Source organism: Sphingobium sp. PAMC28499 (genome assembly GCF_004795815.1).
GTDB classification, from domain to species: Bacteria; Pseudomonadota; Alphaproteobacteria; order Sphingomonadales; family Sphingomonadaceae; genus Sphingobium; species Sphingobium yanoikuyae.
Map to the genome: position 1 here is coordinate 4,525,995 of NZ_CP039248.1, position 22,559 is coordinate 4,548,553.

Here is a 22,559-nt window from a genome sequence, read left to right on the forward strand (position 1 = left end):
TTGTAACTTTGTGTCGGGGATAGCCGGTCGGGCTGACATGAACCTGTCGCCGGGACAGGCTTTTCTGTTCGCTGGACCTATTCCGCGCGAAACGCGATGGTGACGCACAGCCCCCGGCCGGTCCGTCCGTCGGCCAGACTGATCTGCGCGCCCATCCGGTCGGCCAGAGCGCGGGCGATCGGCAGGCCAAGGCCGGTGCCCGGCGTCGCGCTGTTGCCCGGCAAGCGATAGAAACGGTCCCACACCTTCTCGCGCTGCGCCTCGGGAATGCCCGGACCATCATCGTCGATATCGACCATCGCCTGCCCCTCGCGGCGATAGAGATGGACGGTCACCGTGCCACCCGGCCGGTTGTAGCGGATCGCATTGTCGAGCAGATTGCCGATCAGTTCCGCCGCCAGCCCCGGCTGGCCGACTGCCATGGCCGGACCGACCATCGCCTTGTCATAGCCGATCTCGATATCGGCCGGCGCCTGGGCAGCGCGATCGGCGATCACGTCCGCGGCGACTTCGGACAGGTCGAACGGCCCCATGCGCATGTCGCCATCCTCCTCGCTGCGGGCGAGCGCGATCAACTGGCGCAGCAATTGCTCCAAGCTGTCGATGGCGTGGGGAATATCCTGCAACGCCGCCTTGCCCTGTGGCGAGGCCGCGCCATAGCGATCGAGCACGTCGAGATGGACCCGCGCCACGGCGAGCGGCGTGCGCATCTGGTGCGAGGCGTTGGAGGTGTACTGCCGCAGCGAATTGGTCGCCCGCTCCAGCCGCGCCATCAGCCCGTTGAAGGCCGCGACGAACGGCTTGATCTCGACCGGCGTGGCGTCCGCCATTTCCATGCGGAAAGCCGGCGACGCCTCGCGCCGGGCGGCCTCCACCTGCCCCGTCAGGTCCGACAGCGGCCGCAGCCCCCAGCGGATCGCCCACCAGAAGAGCAGCCCGGTGACCAGCAGCACCGCGACGCCGACCAGCAGCACCTGGCGCAGGAACAGCCGTTCATAGGCGGACCGATCATCCAGATAGTCGGCAATCTGGATCGCGATCAGCCTGTCATCGCCATAGGCGCGGCGCATCTCCGTCGCGATCCGCACCGGCTTGCCGTGCAGCGTGCCGCTGCGCAGATAGGCCGCCTGGGTAACATAATGGGCGTCCGCCGGATCGAGATAGCCGCGCACCAGCGGCGTCTTGCGATAGGCATTCTTGAAGGTCGCGGGCGGATGGCGATCGGTCACGCCATCCCAGTCCGCGCGATAGTCGGCAGGCGGCTTCAGGCTGGGATCGCCGGCGACCAGCCTGTCGCCGCGATAGACGCTGTAATGGACCACCGGCCGGGCGCGCCGCTGGAGCAGGTGGATGACCAGCGGCACCAGCCGCTTCTGGTCGGCGGGCGGGCTGTTATAGGCAAGGCTGAGCGTCCGGACCGACCCCACCAGCACCCGGTCGACCGTGTCCGCCTCCGTATTGTGATTGACCAGCGCGGTGATGACGGAAAAGACCAGCACCAGCGCCGTCAGCGGCATCATCACCGCGCCGGTCAGGCGCAGCCGCAGCGAGGAAGACAATCTGCGCATATGTGTGGCTGTCGATCAGTCCGGCGCTCAGGCCGCTTCGATCATATAGCCCAGGCCGCGGATCGTGCGGATCGACGGGCCTGACGGCTGCAACTTGCGGCGCAGGCGGCCGACATAGACCTCCAGCGCATTGGGCGTGACGGCATCGTCGAAGTTGAACACTTCAGCCGACAGCCTTTCCTTGGCCACCACCTTGCCCGGCCGGCCCATCAGCGTCTCCAGCACCGCCAGTTCGCGCCGGCGCAGGTCGATCATGCTGCCTTCCAGATAGACGGTGCGGCTGGACCGGTCGAAGCTCAGCGTGCCGATGCGCAGCACCGGATCGAGCGTGCCCTGGCTGCGCCGCACCAGCGCGCGGACCCGCGATTCCAGTTCGCGCGGATCGAACGGCTTGGCCATATAATCGTCGGCGCCGCGATCCAGACCATTGATCCGGTCGTCGATCATGTCACGTGCGGTCAGGATGATGATCGGCGTCCGCGCGCCGCGCGCGCGCAGCCGACTCAGCACTTCCAGGCCGTCCAGGTCGGGCAGACCCAGGTCCAGGATGATCGCGCTATAGGGTTCCTGATCGGCCAGCCGCAGCGCATCCTCGCCGCTGGTCAATATGTCGACGGCAAAGCCCGCGCCTTCCAGCGAGGCCATGATCCCCCGCGCCAGACGCTCATCATCTTCCACCAGCAACAAACGCATTACAGCACTCCTACCGATCCCGGCAGGCACCCTCGATCGACATTAAATTGCGATACACATCCACAGCAGGAATGCAAATACCAAATAAAAAGCCCTTATCTTGCCGTTGATTGCAAGATCGGCCCCATCACCCCTCTCTGTGTCAGGTTCGTGACAGCGACTCCGGTTAGGACTCGCCAGGAAAGACGGACGACGACGGATTTTCCGCCGTACGCGCCGCCGGAAAAAACAGATCGCAGCGCGGCAAGAGCGCTTCGGGCGCACAAGGGGAAAATAGATATGACGACCGTTCGGTCCTCGCTCGCGGGGGCGCTCATCTGCATGGCTGCGGCACTGCCCGCTGCCGCCATGGCGCAATCGGCCAGCCCGACCCCGGCTGATGCCGCATCGCTCGCCCGTCTCGACGCGCTGTTCGCGCGCTGGAACAGCAAGACGGCCCCCGGCTGCGCCGTTGCCGTCTCGCGCAATGGCCAGGCGATCGCCACTCGCGCCTATGGCATGGCCAGCCTGGAACTGGGCGTCCCCCTCACCCCGGACAGCATCTTCGAGGCCGGATCGGACTCCAAGCAGTTCACCGCCGCCGCGACCCTGATGCTGGCCCATGCCGGCAAGCTGTCGCTGGACGATGACATCCGCAAGGTCGTGCCGGAAATGCCCGATTACGGCACTCCGGTCACGATCCGCCACCTGCTGCACCACACCAGCGGCCTGCGGGACTGGGGTTCGGTCGCTGCGATCGAGGGCTGGCCGCGCAACAGCCGCACCGCCGACAATCAGGACATGCTGAACATCGTCGCGCGCCAGAAGGAACTGAACTTCGCGCCCGGCAGCCATTATCTCTACAGCAACAGCAATTATAACCTGCTCGCCATCATCGTCGCGCGGGTCAGCGGCCAGTCGCTCGCCGACTTCACCCAGGATCATATCTTCAAGCCGCTGGGCATGACCCACACACGCTGGCGCGACGACCATGGCGATGTCGTGCCCGGCCGCACCGGCGCCTATGAATTTGACGATGGCGTCTATCGCAACGACCAGGTGATCGAGGACGCCTATGGCAATGGCGGCCTGCTGACCACGGTCGGCGACCTGGTGAAGTGGCAGGCGGCGCTCGACGCCGACACGTTCGGCACCGGCTTCACCGCCGAAATGCAGACGCCGACCAAGCTCAATGACGGCACGCCGATCGCCTATGCACTGGCGTTGGTGAATCTCGATCATCATGGCCAGCAGGAAGTCAGCCACAGCGGTTCGACCGGCGGCTATCGCGCCTGGATGGCCCGCTATCCGCAGCAGAAGCTCGCCGTGTCGCTGCTCTGCAATAGCGGCAATGCCGATACGCCGGTGCTGGGCCGCGATGTCGCCGACATCTTCCTGCCCGCCTACAAGGCCAAGACCTATACCCCCAAGGGGCCGTTGCCCTCGGGCACCTATGCCGACGGCATGACCGGTTTCCCGGTCCGCTTCGACAGCGATGACAAGGGCAATCTGCGCGCCGACGGCCGGGTGCTGACCCCGGTGGGTCCGGGCCGCTGGGCACAGCGCGAGGATATTTTCGCCTTTGGCAAGACCAGCCTGACGCTGGAACATCGCGAGGGCGAGAAGATCGCCTATCGCAAGGTCGACGCCGTCACCGCTTTCGATGCCAAGCCCTATGTCGGCCGCTTCTGCGGCGTCGACACCTTCGCCTGCCTCAGCTTCAAGCAGCAGGGCGACACGCTGACCTATAGCGGCCCGCGCTGGTACAACACGCCGCTCAGCCCCGCCTATGCCGACGTCTTCACCGGCGAGGCCGCGCCGGGCGCCGGCCGCATCACCGTCAAGTTCGAACGCGACGCATCGGGCGCGGTCACCGCGCTGCGCTTTGGCGAAGGGCGTGCCTACGACGTCGCCTTCCGCCGCGTCGCCGACTGATTTTCAGCCATCACACAAGAGCCGCTCGGGTCGCGGCCACAACATAAGCAAGAGCAAAAGGGGACTATTGGAAATGCGTATTGAAGACACTGGATTTCGCCGCCTGCTGATGGCGGGCAGCGCCGGGGCCGCCCTGGTCCTGTCGCTCGCCACGGCGCAGGTCGCCATGGCACAGGACAGCACGCCCGCCGCCGACGATGACGCCGGTTCGATCGTCGTCACCGGTTCGCGCATCGACCGCAAGGGCTTCGACGCGCCGACCCCGACCACCGTCGTGGGCGAGAGCGAACTGCGCCAGGGCGCCCGTCCCAGCATCGCGCAGGTGCTGAACGACCTGCCGCAGTTCCGCGCGACCCAGTCGCCGGCCAGCACCGTCGCCAACACCAACTCCTCCTCGTCGGCGATGGACCTTCGCGGCCTCGGCGTCACCCGCACCCTGACCCTGCTCAACAACCGCCGCTTCACCGGCTCGTCGGACCTCAACACCGTGCCGCAGGGCCTGGTGAAGCGGGTCGAGATCGTCACCGGCGGCGCCAGCGCAGCCTGGGGCTCGGGCGCGATCGGCGGCGTCGTCAACATCATGCTCGACGATGATCTGGAAGGCCTGACCATCGGCGCACAGAACGGCGTGTCGTCGCGTGGCGACGGCTATCGCTACAGCTTCGACGGCACCTTCGGCACCCACTTCGCCGACGGTCGCGGCCACTTCATGATCGGCGCCGAATATCAGAATGACGAGGGCATTCTCGACCGCAATTCGCGCAAGAATGTCGGCAGCGCCAACCTCTTCTCGCCGACTACGGGCGACCATGACTATATCCTGGTGCGCGACGTCAACAGCTCGACCACCAGCCTCGGCGGCCTGATCACCTCGGGCACGCTCAAGGGCCAGACCTTCAATTCGGACGGCACGCTGCGCGCCTTCCAATATGGCAGCCAGATCAGCGGTTCGACCATGGTCGGCGGCGAAGGCGTGGCCACCAACGACGAATATGCGCTGACCAACCCCTATCAGCGCGTCAACAGCTATGCCCGCGCCAGCTTCGAGGTTGGCGACGCCACCTTCTGGGCGGACGGCAGCTACAGCCGCATCTGGGCCAAATATCCCTTCTATGCGGAAAATGGCACCTACACCCTGTCGGCCAGCAATCCCTATCTGTCGCAGTCGATCCGCGATCAACTCGCCGCCGCCGGCGAGACCAGCATCAAGGTTGGCCGCTTCTTCGAGGATTATGGCTATCGCACCTTCGGCTATTATCGCCAGAATGTGGAAGGCGCGATCGGCGTCGACGGCAGCTTCGCGGACGGCAAATGGCGCTATTCGGCCTATTACAGCCATGGCGAAAACCGCAACATGCAGAGCTATGACAACCAGATCACCGGCGCGAACCTGACCGCCGCGCTGGATGCCGTGACCGACAGCAGCGGCAACATCGTCTGCCGCACCGCGCTCACCGATCCGACGACCGCCTGCCGCCCGCTCAACATCCTGGGCGAAGGCGCCGCCAGCCAGGACGCGATCGACTATGTGTTCGGCAATGTCGCCCGCGTCGTCTACACCACCAAGCTCGACAGCGCCGGCGCCAGCCTGCGCGGCGATCCCTTCTCCACCTGGGCCGGCCCGGTTTCGGTCGCCTTCGGTGCGGAAGCCCGCTGGGAAGAACAGGTCACCAACAGCCTCGACGCCACCTCGGCCGCCAAGGGCTTCAGCCGCTTCAACTTCTCGCCGCTCGACGGCGGGTTCAACGTCCAGGAAGCGTTCGGCGAAGTCGCCATCCCGCTGCTCGACCAGCCGTTCAGCAAGCTCGATGTCAACGGTGCGGCCCGCTACAGCCGCTACAGCACCAGCGGTGGCATCTGGTCGTGGAAGCTGGGTGTGACCGATCGCATCTTCGACAATCTGCTGCTGCGCGTGTCGCGTTCGCGTGACATCCGCTCGGGCAGCCTGGCGGAGCTCTACACCACCACCACGACCAGCTTCACCACGGTCGCGGAAAATGGCAGCACCTACTCGATCACCCGCTATGGCGGCGGCAATGCGAACCTGAAGCCCGAAATCGGCAGCACGCTGACCGCCGGCGCGGTGTTCACGCCGACCTTCCTGCCGGGCTTCAACCTGTCGGTCGACTATTACAACATCAAGCTCAAGGACGCGATCACCTCGCTGGGCGCACAGGACGTCATCAGCGGTTGCGCCAACGGCAATACCGACCTGTGCAGCCAGATCGTGCGTGACACTGCCGGTGCCCCGACCACCATCTACACCACCTATATCAACCTGGCCGAATACAAGACCGCCGGCGTGGATATCGAGGCCAGCTACACCCTGCCGCTGAGCAAGGTGAGCGGCGGTCTGGGCGGCACGATGCGCTTCCGGGGCCTCGCCACCTATGTCGAGAAGGTGCTGATCAACGACGGCATGACCAGCGTCGACCGCGCCGGTGACGTGGGCGACAATGTCAGCTTCGGCACGCCGCACTGGCGCGCCACCGGGTCGATCAACTACAGCAGCCAGGACGTCTCGGTCGACGCCCGCGTCCGCTATGTCGGCGGCGGCAAGTTCAACCATGCGCTGGACATCGCCAACAACGACATCGCCGCCCGCGTCTATGTCGACCTCGGTGCCCAGGTGAATGTCGACAAGTTCACCCTGTTCGCCAACGTCAACAATCTGTTCGACCGCGATCCGCCGCTGACCACCTATGGCGCGATCCACTATGACACGATCGGCCGTTACATGACGGTCGGTGCCAAGGTTCGCTTCTGATCCCTGGCTGACCGATGTGCGCGGGCACCCCCTTGCCCCCTGCCCGCGCACATTGGAAACCCGCCTTCGAACGACCGGCACCCACGCGGCGGGCTTTCATGCGCCGCCCCGCTGGGCTAGCACGCGCTATCCATCCGGTGCAGGATCATGGACGTTCGATGCTCACGGTTCGACAGATAGAAATTTTCCGCGCCGTCATGATTACCAAGACGGTCAGCGGCGCCGCGCGGATGCTCGGCACGTCCCAGCCCGGCCTCAGCCGGATGCTCGGCCATATGGAGGACAGGCTGCAGTTCCGCCTGTTCGACCGCACCCGCGGCCGGCTGGTGCCGACCCAGGAAGCCGGCGTGCTGTTCGAGGAGATCGAGCGCATCTACAAGGGCTTCGACGATCTCGCCCATGTCATCCGCCGGCTGGCCAAGGGGGAGGACAAGACCTTTCGCGTCGGCGCATCGCCCTCGCTCGGCCATTCGATCCTGCCCCAGATGCTGGCCCGCCTCAGCGCCAATTATCCCGGCCTCACCATCCAGTTCGACATTCTCTCGGTCGAACAGGCGATCGATTATCTCGCGCTCCAGCGCGGCGAATATGCGCTGACCGTCTTTCCGATCGACCATCCCAACATCCTGTCCAGCCGGATCGGCGCCGGGCGCATGGTCTGCGCCGTGCCCAGCCATCATCCACTGGCGGATCGCGACCGGATCGGCGTGGCGGACCTTGCCGGCGCGCAACTGCAATCCTTCCGCCCCGACACGCCCCATGGCCGGATCATCGCCGACATGTTCGCCCGCGCCGGGCAGGAACCGGACGTTTCCACCTATATCCGCTTCGCCGAAACCGCGGTCGCCTTCGTCGCGAACGGCATGGGCGTGGCGCTGGTCGACAGCTTCACCGCGATGCAGCCCCATGCCGACACCGTCCGCTTCCTGGAATTTGAAGACCCCGGCGTGCTTCCGGTCTATATCAACCGCAATATGGAATCGCCGCGCGCCATCATCGGCGAAACCTTCGAGGAGATTGCCCGCAGTGCGATGCTCGCCCTGCCGCGCCCGCCGAAGCCATAACATAGCGATATAGAGAAGCGCATCTGGAGCGGTGGAAATTACCTATTGAATGGATGAGGCATAGCCATCCGCAGAATAGAAGCCGACAGGCCACCGGACAAGCAAGGCAAGGGCGCAGGGCGCCGCGAGAGGATGAAAGGCATTATTCGAGATGGCCAGCTATTCCGCCACCGGCAGCGTGTCCGTGCGGCCCTATGTGACCGTTGACGGCCAGGCTGCGCCCGTCGCATCGGACAGCCTATGGACCGCGCGCCAGATACTGGTCGTCGCCATCTGCTTCATCCTCAACATGCTCGACGGCATGGACGTGCTGATCCTGTCCTATATCGCCCCTGCCCTGTCGACCGACTGGCAGGTGACGCCCGAACGGCTGGGCGTGGTGTTCAGCGCCGGGCTGGCCGGCATGGCCGCCGGCGGCCTGCTGATCGCGCCGATGGCCGACAGGTTCGGTCGCCGCAAGCTGATCCTCGCCTCGCTGGTGATGATGGCCGGCGCCATGTTCGGCTCGGCCATGGCCGCCAATATCGGCGAACTGATCGTCAGCCGCTTCATCGTCGGCATCGGCATCGGCACGGTGCTGGCCAGCATGGCGGCGCTGACCGCCGAATATGCCCCGCCCCGGCACCGCACCTTCGCGGTCGGCTTCCTCCAGGCCGGCTATCCGGTCGGCGCCACCATCACCGGCTTCGTCGTCGCCAACCTGCTGCCCATTTACGGCTGGCAGGCGATGCTGCTGGGCGCGGCGATCCTCTGCACCCTGTCCCTGCCCTTCGTCTGGCTGCTGCTGCCCGAAAGCATCGACTTCCTGCTCAGCCGCCAGCCCAAGGGCGCGCTGGAAAAGGCCAACCGCCTGCTCCGCTCGATGGGCCAGCCGGCGGTCGATACGCTGCCCGCCAAGAAGGTGCATGAAGCCAACAAGGCCGGCGTGCGCGGCCTGCTGACCGATGGCCGCGCGACCGGCACCATCCTGCTGTGGATGGCCACCATCTCGGGCTTCATGACACTCTATTTCGTCATCAGCTGGATTCCCAAGCTGGCGGTCGAAGCTGGCCTGCCGGCCAAGGACGCCATCTATGCCGGCGCCATCTACAATATCGGCGCCTTTGTCGGCGTGACCCTGATCGGCATCGCGGGCACCCATTTCGACCTGCGCCGCCTGATCCTGGGCTATATGTCGGCCGCAGCCGTCACGCTGGTCCTGTTCGGATCGGTCGCCATGCCACTGGTCGCGACGCTCGCCACCGCCTTCCTGATCGGCGTCTTCGTCCAGGGCGGCTTCAACGGCTGCTACCCGCTCGCCGCCAGCCTCTATCCGCCCGAAGCACGCGGCACCGGCATCGGCTGGGCCATGGGCGTCGGCCGTATCGGCGCGGTGATCGGGCCGATGCTGGGCGGCTTCCTGCTCGCGGCGAAAGTCTCATTGCCTGTCATCTTCGGTGTCTTCGCGGTGCCGGCCGTCATCGCGGGCATCTGCGCCGCGATGATCCGCCTGCCCAAGGCCGACTGACCGCCCCTCTTCCAAGGATAATGCCATGTTCCAGTCCCCCGCGCCCGTCGCGGATCGCCTCCGCGCGTCCATTCTCTGCGGCCTGATCGGCCAGGGCATCGCCGGATCGCGCAGCCCGCACATGCACGAAACAGAGGCAAGGGCGCTCGGCCTAACCCTCGTCTACCGCATCCTCGATGCCGATCGGATGGGCTATGGCGCGGACGACCTGCCCCGCCTGCTGCCAATGCTGGGCGCGATGGGCTTTGACGGGATCAACGTCACCCATCCCTTCAAGCAGGCGGTCATGCCCTTGCTCGACAGCCTGTCCGACGCAGCGCGGGCATTGGGCGCGGTCAACACCATATTGTTCCGCAACGGCCGGGCCCATGGCGACAATACGGACTGGTCGGGCTATCGCGCCCATTTCCTCGCTGGCCTTGCCGATCGGCCGCGCGGCCGGATCGCGATGATCGGTGCGGGCGGCGCGGCGGCAGCGGTCGGCTATGCCCATCTCGACCTTGGCGCGACGCATCTTGCCATCGTCGATCCGGCACAGGAGCGCGCGGCGGCGCTGGCCGATCGGCTTGGCGCGCTCTTCCCGGCGGCGCAGGTGCAGGCCATGGCCCATGCGGCCGATGCCATCGCGGACGCCGATGGCGTGGTCCAGACCTCCCCGATCGGCATGCTCAGCCATCCCGGCCTGCCGTTCGATCCCGATCTGCTGACGCCCGATCAATGGGTGTCGGACATCATCTATTTCCCGCTGCACACCGCGTTGCTGATGGCCGCGCAGGCGAAGGGCTGCGCCATATTGACCGGCGGCGGCATGGCAGTGATGCAGGCGGCCCATGCCTTCGCCCTGTTCACAGGGGTCGCGCCGGACAGCGACCGCATGCTGGCGGACTTCGCCCGCGCGACCGATGCGGCTGTCGCGCCATGATCGCCGACAGTCCGCCCGCCATCGTCCTGCCCGTCCAGGTCGCCGAAGCGGTGAAACCCGCCCCGCAATTGCATGGTCCGCCCGCCGGACCTCAGACGCCCCCACCCCCGCCACCGGCCATGCCCCAGGCCGGCTGGCGCACAAGGCTGAAGGACAGCGGCATCAACCTCACCTTCTCCTATGTCTCCGAAAGCGCCGCATCGATCAGCGGCGGGCGCGATCAGGGCGCGGCCTACACCCAGCAATTGCTGGCATCGGCGGTCGTCGACACCGGCAAGGCGTTCGGCCTTGCCGGCGGCAAGATCATCGCGACGATCATCCATCGCAAGGGGCAGGATCTGACCGCCACCCGTATCGGCAATCTGTTCGAGGTGCAGGAACTGTTCGGCGGCGGGCAGGATCTGCGCCCGGCGGAACTGAGCTATGAGCAGCAGTTGAACGGCGGCCGGACCGCGCTCAAGATCGGCCTCTACCATACGGGCGACGATTTCGCGACCTTGCCCTCGGGCTGTCAGTTCCAGAATTTCGCCTTCTGCCCGCGCCCGACCACCTTGTTCTACAATAGCGGCTTTTCCGGCTTCCCGATCCCGCGCTGGGGCGTTCGCGCCCGGCAGGACATCGGCCATGGGCTGAGCATCAGCGTCGCCGCCTTCGAAGTGAACAGCATCCGCGCCCAAACCGGCAATGGCTGGCAACTGGCGCCGCGTTTCGACAGTGTCGTCCTGCCGGTCGAACTGGGCTGGAAATCGGGCCAGGGTGCGGAACAGTTGCCCGGCCTGGTCCGGCTCGGCGGCCTCATCGACACGACCGACAAGCCCGATGTCTATGCCGACGCCAATGGCGATTCCTACGCCCTGTCCGCCCTCGCCCCGGCCACCCGACGCGAACGGTGGAGCGCCTGGGCGATGGCGGAAAAGATGATCATCCGCTTCGGCCCCGGCGAACGCGGCCTGTCGCTGTTCGGCACCATGACCCTGTCCGACCGGGCGACCGCGCGCGTCCCCTTGTTCCTGAGCGGCGGCTTCGTCGCGCGCGGCCTGTGGGACAATCGGCCCAGGGACAATTTCGGCCTCGGCCTCGTCTATGCCAGGGTCAATCCGCGCATTGCCGATCGCCAGCGCGACCAGCAGCTGCTGGGACAGGATGTCGATCCGCAGCGCTGGGAAGCGAGCGGCGAAATCTTCTATGGCTGGCAGGCGACCCGCGCATTGCTGCTGCGCCCCAACCTCCAATATATCCACCGCGTCGGGGCGACGAGCCGCTATCCCGATGCGGTGGTGGCCGGCATGACGATCAAGCTGATCCTCTGATCCCGCTCAATCGACCGGATTCTCGTCGCGGAACCGGTTCTGTGCGGCCAGCCGGACGCCGGCATTGGGTGCGCCATAGCCCGTATAGCCGGCTGCGCGCTGGACGAACTCGAAGAAGAACAGCTTGTCGAAGGCGCGGCTGTAGAGCTGCCAGAAGCCGTGACCATCGGCATCCTCGTCATAGAGGATGCCCAGCGCCTGCATCCGCGCCACCAGCGCGTCGTCAAAGCCGAAGCGCGCGGCGATGTCGGCATAATAATTGGCGGGGATGGTCAGCACCGCGGCGCCCTCATCCCGCAATGCCTGCGCGGTCGCGAAGATATCGTCGGTCGCCAGCGCCACATGCTGATAGCCGCCGCCAATCCCCTGATCGAGGAAGCGGGACGACAGCGTCTCGCGCGCGTCCGATGCATTGAGCGTCACGCGGAAGGCGCCGTCGGGCGCCTGCAAGGCCTGGCTATGCACCAGTCCCGACGGATCGATCACATCCTGCGCCGCCTTGGCCTCCAGCCCGAACAGGGCGCGCCAGTAAAGCTGCCAGGACAGGAATTCGTCATTATGAACGACGGCGGCGAGATGGTCGAAGCCATGGGCATGGACCGGCGCATCGGGCTCGGCCTCGATCGCCTGGAACTCGCGCGCCCACAGCCCTTCGACCTCATTATCGTCGATCAGATAGACCAGGCTGCCGCCGACCCCGCGCAGCGCCGGCATCGCCATCCGGCCGGGGCGGCCTTCCGCGCTATAGGCCTTGATCCCCAGCGCCGCCGCGCGCGCCTGCACCGCCGCCTTGTCCTTCACCCGCACGCCGATCGCGCAGATGGACGATCCATGCGCCGCACGATAGGCACTGGCAAAGCCCTTGGGCTCGGCATTGACGACCAGGTTGACGCCGTCCTGGCGCCATCGCGTCACCTTCTTCTGGCGATGCTCGCCGGCAAGACTGAAGCCCAGCGTCGCCAGCGTGCGGCCCAGCCGCGCGGAATCGGCGCTGGCGGTGGTGAATTCCATGAACTCGGCGCCCAGCACCGGCTCCGGCGCGGGCATGGTCGACGGGCGTCCCAACTGCCGCAGCGCCGCATCGCGCACATAGTCGAGCGAACGATGCCCGTCCTCCGCCACCAGCGTCGCCGCATTGGAGCGGAACCGGTCGTTGAAGATTTCCAGCGACAGTGGCCCGTCATAGCCGGTGGCCAATATCTCCGCGACGAAGCCGGCGACATCCAGCCCGCCCTGACCCGGCAGGTTGCGGAAATGGCGGCTCCAATAGAGCAGGTCCATGTCGAGCAGCGGCGCATCGGCGAGCTGGACGAAGACGATCTTGTCGCCACGGATATCGCGGATGCTCTCGCTCGGAATCTTGCGCGACAGCGAATGAAAGCTGTCGAGGATGATGCCGATATGGGGATGGTCGACCTGCTCGACGATCGACCAGACATCGCGATGATCGAACACATGCCGGCCCCAGGCCAGCGCCTCATAGCCCACCAATATGCCGCGCTTGGCGGCCCGTTCGCCCAGCTCGCGGAAATCGTCGACGATCCGCTCCCGCTCACCCAGCGAGGCGGGCGAGCAGTTGGAACAGACCAGGATGCGATCGGTGCCCAGTTCGCCCATCAGGTCGAACTTGCGCTCGGCCCGGTCGAAGGCGCGCTGGCGCAGCGCGCCCGGCATCCCCTCGAAATCGCGGAAGGGCTGGTAGAGCATGCAGGCAAGGCCCAGATCGTCCAGCATGCGCCGCACGTCCCGCGGCGCCAATTCCGACCCGATCAGGTCATTCTCGAATATCTCGACCCCGGCAAAGCCGGCCGCGGCAGCGGCACGCAATTTCTCTTCAAGCGTGCCGCGCAGCGAGACGGTGGCGATGGCGTTGGACATTGGGGGATCTCCTTGAAGCCCCCTTATCCCACAGCCCGGCGCCGCCATTTAACCGCTCAAGACCGACTATCCCATAGCATAGAGTTATAGGATGGGCGCCCGGATCAGGACGGGATCAGTCCCTTGCCCGCCAGCCGGCCGCGCTCGGCCGCGACCTGCGCCGCGGTCTGCTTGCCGCCGGCGCGCACCTTGGCGACCTCCGCCGCGGTGAAGGGCGCGGCGGGCTTGGCCGCCTTCTTGAGCGACACCGCATGATTGAGCACATCGGCAATATCCTGATCGGACATGGTGCCCATGCCCGGCATCAGGCCGGTGATCTTCCTGTCGTCCACGGTGATCGGGCCATAAATCCCATAGAGCAGCACCATGGCGAGATAGCGCCGCCCTTCCGGACTGGTCGCGATCTGCGCCACCCGGCCATTGAGGCGCGGAAACTGGCCCGGCAGGCCCGCGCCCGAGGGCTGATGGCACATGGAACAGCGATTGGCGAAGGTCTGCGGACCGGTCGCCTGTGCCGCCCCCGGCAAACCAGCCGCCGCAACCGCCAGCAGAGAGAAAGTGACGCGCTTGATACCCTGAATCATCGCCTGAAATGTCCCCGCACATATGGACGTTTGCCCCGGAAGCGGCCCCCGCCAGGGTGCAGCACCGGGTTTCACGCCTCTTCCCAAGATTATGTGGATGCGCGAATACTGGACAAGCTTCAAATATTCGTCAAGCCCGCCGTTGCGAGCGATGCGCAAAGGGTGGCGAACCGCGCCGCGCCGTGGTAGGAGGGCCGCCAAGGCAGATGTGATATGATACTCGCTCCCTCACGGCCCGGCATCTATGCCCGCGGGTCCGAAACGGTGGACCAGATCCTCAAGGCGGCGCTGGACGTGCTGATCGACGAGGGTGCCGATGCCTTCACCCTGCGCCGCATCGCCGCGCGCTGCGACATGAAGGTCGGCAATGTCAGCTATCATTTCCCGCGCAAGGAAATGCTGATCCAGGTGATGCTGGACGAGATGCTGGAATCCTATGACAAGCTGCTGGAGGAGATGGTGCGCAAGCCCGGCCTCACCGCCGAGGAACGGCTCAAGCTGGTCATCATCCTGTGCCTGGAGGATATCCAGACCAAGCGCACCACCCATTTGTTCACCGAGCTCTGGGCCCTCGCCAACCAGAGCGAGTTCGTCGCCGACCGGGTGCGCCTGTTCTACAGCAAGGTGCATGAGGTGATCGGCGAATATGTGGCGCAGATCAATCCGGCCCTGTCCCCGGACGAGGTGCATAGCGTCGCCCTGTTCATCAGCGCGTCGATGGAAGGATCGACGCCGTTCCTGGGGCATCAGAAGCCCTGGGCGGCCAAGATGCCGGTCTTTACCGCGCTGGCGGCAATGTCGTTCGTGCATCTTGCCAAGACGGTGACTTCGCGCGATCTTGCAGGGCTGATGACAGAAGCGGCCTGACGCCGCCCCAAGGGGGAGAGATGGTCTGAACGGCAGGGGCGCCACCGGCGCCTGTTCATGCTGTGGGGGCCATCATGACGCAAAGCCGTATATTGCCCGGATGGGCACCGGACCGGACCATCGCCTGCATCGCCGCCGCCGCGCTCGCGCTGCTGCAACCCGGCATCGATCCCGTCTTCCTCACCCTGCTGACCGCTGCCACCGGGCTTGATCCATCCGACCATGGCTGGATCGTCGGCGCGACCCAGGGTGGCATGGCGATCGGCGCGATCCTGGTCTGGCGCGGCGGCGCACACCTGCCGGCCGGCGCGCCGGCCTTCGCCGCGCTGATCGCACTGGCCGCCAGCCTGATAACCCCGGCGCTCGACGAACTGGCAACGCTCATCGTCGCGCGCGGCCTGTTCGGCGTCGGCATGGGTGTCGCCTATACCCATGCGATGAGCGCCGCCGCCTCGCAGCGCCCGACCGGCGCCTATGCCGCCGTCTTCCTGGTCCAGTTGCTGCTGTCCACCCTGGTCGCGCTGGTGCTCCCGGCGATCGGCGACAGCGCCGGGCCGGCCGCTGCGCTGCGCCTGCTGGCGCTCGCGCCGATCGGCGTGCTGCTGCTCAGCCTGCTGATGCCGGCCGCCGATCCGGCGCAGACACCCACCGGCGACGCCAATGAACGCGCGCCCACCCCGGCCCGCGCCTGGGCACTGGCCGTCGCCCTGTTCTGCTTCATCGCCGCCACCATGATGATCTGGAGCTTTTCCGGCGCGCTGGCGCTGGCCGCCGGCATCGACGACAGCGTGATCGGCGAGGCGGTGGCGGTCGGATCGGTGATCGGCGCGCTGACCGCGATCGCGCTGATGCGCGAACAGAGCATCGTGCCGCTGCCGATGACCGGCCTGCTGTGCGCCTTCTGCCTGCTCGCCCCGCTCGCCCTCACCCGCCCCGGCGCACCGACCCTGTTCATCCTGGCGATCGGCATGCTCAATATCGGGTCGACCGCGACCATCATCCGCTTTTCCGGCCTTGCCACGGCAGCGGGCGGCGGCAGTCCGCTGTTCCGCCGCTTCGTCGCCTGCGTCCATAGCCTGGGCATGATCGCCGGACCGGTGGCGGGATCGCTGCTGTCCGATGGGTTAGGGCAACAGGGGTTGGTCGATGGCGCGCTGGTCGCGCTCACCGGCGGCTGTTTCGCGCTGCTGGTCGCTGCCGCACCCGACAAGCTGCGCCTGCCCCGGATCGAGGGCGTTCACGAGATTATCGCTTAAATTTGCTGCGGCGCAAAAATATTTGGCAAGGAGCGCCTCCACCCTCTTGACCAATTCTTGACACTTGTCCAGCCTTCATTCCAGCGGCGAAACGCGAACCAGATGAGTCCAGCGCCGCCGCACCGATCAAGGGGGATCACGCCAGATGTCGAGCGCCGCCGTCAGGGGATTTTTCGCCACCGCCGCCATGGGTTTCGCCCTGTGCGCAGCCATCACCGCCCATGCCGCGCCCGCCGACACCACGGCCGCGCTGGAACCGGAAACGTCCGATATCGTGACGATGGAGCCGCCCAAGCCCAACTGGTTCTTCGTCGACGGCGGATGGGACATGCCGGGCACCAGCATCTTCGACGGCGAGACCGGCAAGATGGTGGGCATGGTCGAAACCCGGCGCCTCGCCGACATGGCGATCGATCCGGCCGGCCAATATTATTATGTCGCCGAGACGATCTGGTCGAAGGGCGATCGCGGCACGCGGCAGGACATGGTGTCGGTCTATGACACGCGCGAATTGAAGCTGGTCACCGAAATCACCATTCCCGACCGCATCCTGATCGGATCGCGCAAGAACAACTTCATCATCAGCGACGATGGCAAGACCGGCTTCGTCTATAATCTCAGCCCCGCTTCCTCGGTGAACATCGTCGATCTGGTGAAGCGCAAGTTCGTCGCCAATGTCGAAGTGCCCGGCTGCGCCAGCATGATGCCCAATCCGGGCGTCGGCTTTTCCGCGCTCTGCGCCGACGGATCGCTCGCCACCGTGAAGCTGACCGGCAGCAAGGCCGACATCACCCATAGCGCGCCCTTCTTTTCGGCCACCGACGATCCGATCTTCGACAATTTCACCTATGACCGGAAGAAGAAGGAAACGACGTTCCTGAGCTACACCGGCCAGATCTGGACCGCGAAGCTCGGCCCGGCGCCGACCATCTCCGCGCCCTTCTCGATCCAGGCCGCTGCCGGTATCCGTCCCGGCGAAACCAAGCCGCTGGAGCTGAACTGGTATCCCGGCGGGCGCCAGCCGATGGCGCTGCACCGCGCCACCGGCCATCTGTTCGTGCTGATGCACATGGGCGAATATTGGTCGCACAAGGCGTCCGGCACGGAAGTGTGGGAGGTCGATCTCGCCACGCAGAAGGTGGTCAAGCGCCGCCCGCTGGAAGAGCCGATGAACAATATCGAGGTCACCCAGTCGGACAAGCCGCTGCTCATCATGGACGGTGAAAAGGGCACCGCCCTCGTCATCGACCTCGCCACCTGGGAAGAAAAGCACAAGATCGAGAAGGCCGGCGGCAGCACCATCACGGTCGCGGACCCGTCCTGACCATGGCGCAGGGCCTGGCGATCGCCGCGCTGGCGGCTGCCATCGGGATCGGCCTCATCCTGTTGCAGGCGGGCGTATCGAAGCTGCGCCACCGCATCCTGCTGCCCGGCGTGATCGCCAATTACCGGCTGCTGCCGCCTGCGCTGGTCGCGCCCGCCGCGATCCTGCTGCCACTGGCGGAGATCGCCATCGGCGCCACGCTGATCGCCGGTCTTGCCCCGGTGCCGGTGCTGCTCGCCATGCTGCTGCTTAGCCTCTTTGCCGGCGCGATGGCGATCAACATCGCGCGCGGGCGCAGCCATATCGACTGCGGCTGTGGACGTTCACAGTTACGCCATCCGATCGGCTGGCCGCTGGTGATCCGTAACCTGCTGCTGGTCGCGCTGGTCGCGCCGCGCCTGCTGCCTGCCCCGCCGCTGTCCGCGCTGGACATCGCCACCGCGGCCGCTGGCGGCATCGCTCTGTTCCTCGCCTTCCATCTGCTCGGCGCCATCCTGGCGCTGATCGCCACGCCCGCCGCCGCCTACCGGAGATAGAAGACCTATGCTGACCTCGCTCATCATCGCGCAGATCCTGTCCTGGGTCGCAATCTTCGCGCTCGGCATCGCCCTGCTGGCGGTCGCGCGGCAGGTCGGCGTGCTGCACATCCGCGTGGCGCCCGCCGGCGCGCTCGCCACCAGCGGCGGCCCGGCGGTGGGCGACGCCATCGTCAAGATCGACGCCCGCACCATCGACGGCGCGCCCGTCACGATCGGCGGCCATGCCCATGGCACGGCGCTGCGCCTCTTGATGTTCGTCTCCGCCCAATGCCCGCTGTGCAAGAATATCATCCCGATGGCCAAATCCTTCGCGCGGGACGAGCGGGTCGCGCTGACCTTCGTGGGCGACGATGATGTCGCCGCCCAGCGCGCGATGATCGCCCAGCACGGGCTGGAGGCCTATGCCTTCGTCAACGGGCCGGAAGCGGGCCAGGCCTATGGCGTCGCCAAGCTGCCCTTCGCCGTGCTGCTCGATGCCGAGGGCACCATCCTGTCCAAGGGACTGGTCAACAGCCGCGAGCATCTCGAAAGCCTGGTCGTCGCCCATGAAATGGGGATCGCCACGGTGCAGGATTATATCGGCTCACTCAAAGCCCAGGCGGCCTGATCGCAAGTTCAAAGGGGGTCCGTGACATGAAGAAGTTCGACGCCGACGCCATGGGGGAAAAGCTGCTGCGGCGCCTCGCCGGGGGGACATCCCGCCGCTCGATGCTCTCGCGCCTGGGCGCTGCCCTGGTCGCAGCGCCCGCCTTCCCGCTGCTGCCGGTCAGCCGTGCCGAAGCGGCCAAGCCCGACCGCTCGCCCGAGGCCAAGACCGCCTTTGCCCGCACCGCGCAAAGCAAGGACGAGACCAAGTGCGACTATTGGCGCTATTGCGCGATCGACGGCGCGCTGTGCACCTGTTGCGGCGGCGGCATCCACAGCTGCCCGGCGGGTTCGGAGCCCTCGCCCGTCTCCTGGGTCGGCACCTGTATCAACCCGGACGATGGCAAGGCCTATCTGATCGCCTATCGCGACTGTTGCGGCAAGCCGGCCTGCGGCCAGTGCGGCTGCGACAATACCGACCGCGAGACCCAGCTTTACATGCCCCAACTCAACAATGACGTGATCTGGTGCTTCGGGACCAGCAGCATGGAATATCATTGTTCGACCGCCGTGCTGGTCGGCGCGGCCAGCTGAGGCCGGCAGGGCATGCGGCGCGCGCTATTGCTGGGATCGTTGGCACTGCTCGGCGCGGTCGGGATCGGCCGCGCCGCGCTGCCGCCGATGGGCCTGTTGCCCGCCGCGATCACTGACCCGGACCTCGCCCGGTCCGACTATGTCGAGAATTGCGGCGGCTGCCACGGGGTGCAGGGCAGCGCCGCGCCTGCGGCCCTGCCCGAACTGCGCGGCCGGGTCGGCTGGTTCCTCTGCACGCCCCAGACCCGCGCCTATCTCATCCGCCTGCCCAATGTCGCGCTCAGCCGGATCAAGGATAATCAGCAACTGGCCGACATGATGAACTTCGTCGTCTTCGGCCTGGGCGGCGGCAGCGTGCCGCAGGGCAGCACGCCCTTCACCGCCGAGGAAGTCGCCCATGAACGGCGCTTCGCCCTGTCCGCCGCCTCGCTGACCGCCGAACGCGCCCGCCATGTCGAAACCGCGATCCGCAAATGCCATGCGCCCGCGTCCCTGCGGCAGATGTTCCCGCCTGCGGGGCGATAGCGCTGCCACGGGCATCGCTGTCCTACACGCCGCTTTTCTGATCTGTCCCTCGCCATGCGACAGAGGCTGTTCCCCCTCGCCCACCCCGGCCGCCCGGCGCGTGGCAGGCGCCTATGTGGCGCGCGGCTGTCGCGTCATGGGCGCGCGACAGGGGCAAGGGCGACGCGCTTCCATGCCCCTGCCCCCATTACCCCCAGCGCGGCACAGGCGCGTTATCGACGCGTCGCAGGTGCGCGACAGGTGCAAATGGCCCCGACAGGCCGTTTACACTGTGAACTTCGGCAGACGCACGCCCGATCGCGGGCGCCGCCACGCTTCAGAATTTTGCTTTCACCCCGGCATACCAGCGGCGCGGCGCACCCGCGCCATAGGCCCTGGGGTCGCTCGCCCCCGGCGCCTCGTCCAGTTCGATCTCATCCACCTCGGTAAAGGTGCCGAAGGTCGCATAATGGCGATCGAACAGGTTGCGAACCTCGCCGAACAGGGTGACGCCGGGGATGATGTCGATGCCGGCGCGGATATTGGCGATCAGATAGCCGGGCACCTTGGCATTCCGGTTGGCCTCGTCGCCGACCAGATATTGGCCGGATCGGGCGATCAAGTCGCCGCCGATCGACCAACGGCGCTGACCGCCCAAGGTGCCAGCATAATCCAGCGTGAGGGTCGCACTATGGCGAGGGATACCGGGCAGGCGATCGCCCTTCCCGACGTCGATCGTGCCGTCGTCATTCGCCTCCGGATTGGCCGGGCTGCTCAGTGTCAGCGCACTGCGATAGGTGGCATCGGTGAAGGCATAGCTGAGGCCCGCGCTGAAGCCGCCCCGCGCCGCCTTGACCGACGCCTCGACGCCCTGGCGCCGGGTCTTGCCGATATTCTGGAAATAGGCCCGGCCGCGAATGTCCGACGCAATATATTGAATGTCGTCATGATTGCCGGTGCGATAGGCGGAGAACAGCCAGTCGGCGGTCCATCCCCCGACGGCGAAGCGACCCGAACCACCCGCCTCCCAGCTTTTCGCCACCACCTGCTTGAGCGGCGGATCGGCGATGAAGAAATTGGTCAGGCTGCACGGCGCATTCTCGTCGGCGCAGGACAGTTCGGCCGGGGTCGGCGCGCGGTTGGTCTCGGCATAGCCGACGCGCAGCGACAGCCCGTCCGAAGCCCGATAGTCCAGCTCCGCGCCGGGATTGAGCCGCTGGAAATTATGCCGCCCGTTCAGCGCCGTGCCGATCTGGTCGACCAGTTCGATCCGCGCATGGTTCCAGCGCAGCCCCAGTTCCGCCGTCAGCCCCGGCGCCAGCGGCAACCGGTCCTGCAGGAACACGCCCCAATAATCGGTATGCGCGACCAGCCCGACCGGCGCGATCGCGCCGTCCGGCTGGACGATGATCGACCCCAGCCCCTCGACGCTGCGCTCGTCCGTCATCGCGCCCAGTTCGGTCGATGTATCGAACCGGGTGCGGCTGGTGTCGTAACTCAGGCCGATCGCAAAATGATTGGTGCCGCCCATCAGCGCGCGATCATCGATCAACTGCACCAGCGCGCCCATCGCATCGGTCCGCGTCCGCCCCCGATTGAGCACGCCATAGCCCTCGCCGCCCAGGCTGTCGGCAATGGCGTTGCCGTTGGCATCGGTCAGGACCGACTGCACCTCGTCCCCGTCATCATCGCTCCCCACCGTCTCCAGGCAGAGCAGCCCGGCGTCATCCTCATCCTCGCACCCCTCGATATCAGCGGCATCGCCATTGACCGTGCGCAAGGTCAGTCGCTGGGCATAGAGCGTTCCCTCGATCCGGGTCGTGTCGGACAGCGCCACCCAGGGGTGCAGGCTGATCCGGCCATAGCTACTGCGGCTATTGTCCGGCCAGGTGAAGACGGCGCGCCGGTCTGCCGCCAGCAGCTCGACCGGCGACACGCCATTGCCGGTCAGGTCGGTCTTTGCCCCGACCAGCTTCATGTGCAGCCCGCCCTTCTCCGTATCAAAGCCAAGGTCGGCATAGCCATTATAGAGATGCGACGGGCTATGATCGCGCCAACCATCGTCGTGGCTATATTGAAACGCGCCGAAAGCACTGAAATTGCCACGCGCAAAGCCGCCGGCGATGCTCGCCTCGGCATAGCCGAAACGGCCGCCGGTCGCGCTCGCCTCCAGCCCCGGATCGCTGCGCCCGTCCTTCGTTTCCAGCAGGATCGCCCCACCCAGCGCATTGAGGCCATAGACCGGGCTGGCGTCGAGCAGGCTCAATTTACGGATCGCCGCCTCGGGGATCAGGTCGAACTGGACGGTATCGCCGAACGGCTGGTTGAAACGAGCGCCATCCATATAGACGGCCAGCCCCTGCGCCTGCCCCTGCAGCGGCGAGGCGACGAAGCCGCGATAGAGAAGATTGGGCTGCCAGGGATTATTCTGCGCGTCCTGCAGCGTGATGCCGGCAATATTGCGGGTCAGTGCGCCGAGCAGGTCGGGCGTGCCGGTGAGCGAGATATCCCGGCCGGAAATGGACAGCGCATCATCGACATCGATCGCCCCGCCCGGCGCCGTGACGATGATCGTCTGTGCCGGGCCAGCATCGGGCTCTTCAGCCCATGCCAGCGCCGGCATCAGCGCCACGCCCGCCAGACCCGCGCAAAGCCAGCCCCTGCCCTGCATATTTCTCTCCCA

18 protein-coding genes are annotated in these 22,559 nt (G+C 66.3%); 13 read left to right on the forward strand and 5 right to left on the reverse strand.

Annotated elements, in window-relative coordinates; translation table 11 throughout:
- Positions 1–77: 77 nt before the first annotated feature.
- The gene (locus tag E5554_RS21445; RefSeq protein WP_136188021.1) at positions 78–1,568 is read right to left on the reverse strand and encodes an ATP-binding protein; all 1,491 of its coding nucleotides are present in this window, start codon (positions 1,566–1,568) and stop codon (positions 78–80) included.
- Between the two features lie 27 nt (positions 1,569–1,595).
- On the reverse strand, positions 1,596–2,261 hold the full coding sequence (locus tag E5554_RS21450) for a response regulator transcription factor (RefSeq protein ID WP_004208320.1): 666 nt from the start codon (positions 2,259–2,261) through the stop codon (positions 1,596–1,598).
- A gap of 279 nt (positions 2,262–2,540) precedes the next feature.
- Here E5554_RS21450 and E5554_RS21455 point away from each other — a divergent pair, with 279 nt between their 5' ends.
- The 6 genes from E5554_RS21455 to E5554_RS21480 all read left to right on the forward strand — a co-directional run bounded on the left by E5554_RS21455 (position 2,541) and on the right by E5554_RS21480 (position 11,745).
- A complete protein-coding gene (locus tag E5554_RS21455; protein ID WP_136188022.1) occupies positions 2,541–4,175 on the forward strand; it encodes a serine hydrolase domain-containing protein in 1,635 nt (544 codons plus the stop codon).
- 73 nt (positions 4,176–4,248) lie between these two features.
- A complete protein-coding gene (locus E5554_RS21460; RefSeq protein ID WP_136188023.1) occupies positions 4,249–6,942 on the forward strand; it encodes a TonB-dependent receptor in 2,694 nt (897 codons plus the stop codon).
- Between the two features lie 158 nt (positions 6,943–7,100).
- Positions 7,101–8,006, forward strand: a complete 906-nt coding sequence (locus E5554_RS21465; RefSeq protein WP_010338498.1) for a LysR family transcriptional regulator — start codon at positions 7,101–7,103, stop codon at positions 8,004–8,006.
- Between the two features lie 151 nt (positions 8,007–8,157).
- Entirely contained in the window at positions 8,158–9,513 is a 1,356-nt protein-coding gene (locus E5554_RS21470; protein WP_097384421.1) for an MFS transporter, read from the forward strand.
- Between the two features lie 25 nt (positions 9,514–9,538).
- Positions 9,539–10,435 (forward strand): shikimate dehydrogenase, encoded by an 897-nt coding sequence (locus tag E5554_RS21475; protein ID WP_136188024.1) that lies wholly within the window; start codon positions 9,539–9,541, stop codon positions 10,433–10,435.
- Complete coding sequence (locus tag E5554_RS21480; RefSeq protein ID WP_136188025.1) at positions 10,432–11,745, forward strand: carbohydrate porin; 1,314 nt, start codon at positions 10,432–10,434, stop codon at positions 11,743–11,745. Before E5554_RS21475 ends, E5554_RS21480 begins: the two co-directional genes overlap by 4 nt.
- A gap of 6 nt (positions 11,746–11,751) precedes the next feature.
- Here the strand turns inward: E5554_RS21480 and E5554_RS21485 are convergent, their stop codons facing one another.
- Positions 11,752–13,623: a sugar phosphate isomerase/epimerase and 4-hydroxyphenylpyruvate domain-containing protein gene (locus E5554_RS21485; protein WP_136188026.1), complete on the reverse strand. Its 1,872-nt coding sequence runs from the start codon at positions 13,621–13,623 to the stop codon at positions 11,752–11,754.
- A 104-nt stretch (positions 13,624–13,727) separates the two neighbouring features.
- Positions 13,728–14,207: a cytochrome c gene (locus E5554_RS21490; RefSeq protein ID WP_037507609.1), complete on the reverse strand. Its 480-nt coding sequence runs from the start codon at positions 14,205–14,207 to the stop codon at positions 13,728–13,730.
- A 213-nt stretch (positions 14,208–14,420) separates the two neighbouring features.
- Between E5554_RS21490 and E5554_RS21495 the strand changes: the two genes are divergently transcribed.
- The 7 genes from E5554_RS21495 to E5554_RS21525 all read left to right on the forward strand — a co-directional run bounded on the left by E5554_RS21495 (position 14,421) and on the right by E5554_RS21525 (position 19,897).
- The gene (locus E5554_RS21495; RefSeq protein WP_004208329.1) at positions 14,421–15,074 is read left to right on the forward strand and encodes a TetR/AcrR family transcriptional regulator; all 654 of its coding nucleotides are present in this window, start codon (positions 14,421–14,423) and stop codon (positions 15,072–15,074) included.
- A 74-nt stretch (positions 15,075–15,148) separates the two neighbouring features.
- The gene (locus tag E5554_RS21500; RefSeq protein WP_136188027.1) at positions 15,149–16,330 is read left to right on the forward strand and encodes an MFS transporter; all 1,182 of its coding nucleotides are present in this window, start codon (positions 15,149–15,151) and stop codon (positions 16,328–16,330) included.
- A gap of 145 nt (positions 16,331–16,475) precedes the next feature.
- The gene (locus E5554_RS21505) at positions 16,476–17,654 is read left to right on the forward strand and encodes an amine dehydrogenase large subunit (protein ID WP_136188028.1); all 1,179 of its coding nucleotides are present in this window, start codon (positions 16,476–16,478) and stop codon (positions 17,652–17,654) included.
- A 2-nt stretch (positions 17,655–17,656) separates the two neighbouring features.
- On the forward strand, positions 17,657–18,190 hold the full coding sequence (locus tag E5554_RS21510) for a MauE/DoxX family redox-associated membrane protein (RefSeq protein ID WP_136188029.1): 534 nt from the start codon (positions 17,657–17,659) through the stop codon (positions 18,188–18,190).
- 7 nt (positions 18,191–18,197) lie between these two features.
- A complete protein-coding gene (locus tag E5554_RS21515; protein WP_017498893.1) occupies positions 18,198–18,800 on the forward strand; it encodes a methylamine utilization protein MauD in 603 nt (200 codons plus the stop codon).
- 26 nt (positions 18,801–18,826) lie between these two features.
- Positions 18,827–19,372: a methylamine dehydrogenase light chain gene (locus tag E5554_RS21520; protein WP_004208334.1), complete on the forward strand. Its 546-nt coding sequence runs from the start codon at positions 18,827–18,829 to the stop codon at positions 19,370–19,372.
- Between the two features lie 12 nt (positions 19,373–19,384).
- On the forward strand, positions 19,385–19,897 hold the full coding sequence (locus E5554_RS21525; RefSeq protein ID WP_136188030.1) for a cytochrome C: 513 nt from the start codon (positions 19,385–19,387) through the stop codon (positions 19,895–19,897).
- A 316-nt stretch (positions 19,898–20,213) separates the two neighbouring features.
- On the opposite strand, the gene E5554_RS21530 is transcribed toward E5554_RS21525, so the two are convergent.
- The gene (locus E5554_RS21530; protein WP_136188031.1) at positions 20,214–22,547 is read right to left on the reverse strand and encodes a TonB-dependent receptor; all 2,334 of its coding nucleotides are present in this window, start codon (positions 22,545–22,547) and stop codon (positions 20,214–20,216) included.
- Positions 22,548–22,559 lie beyond the last annotated feature (12 nt).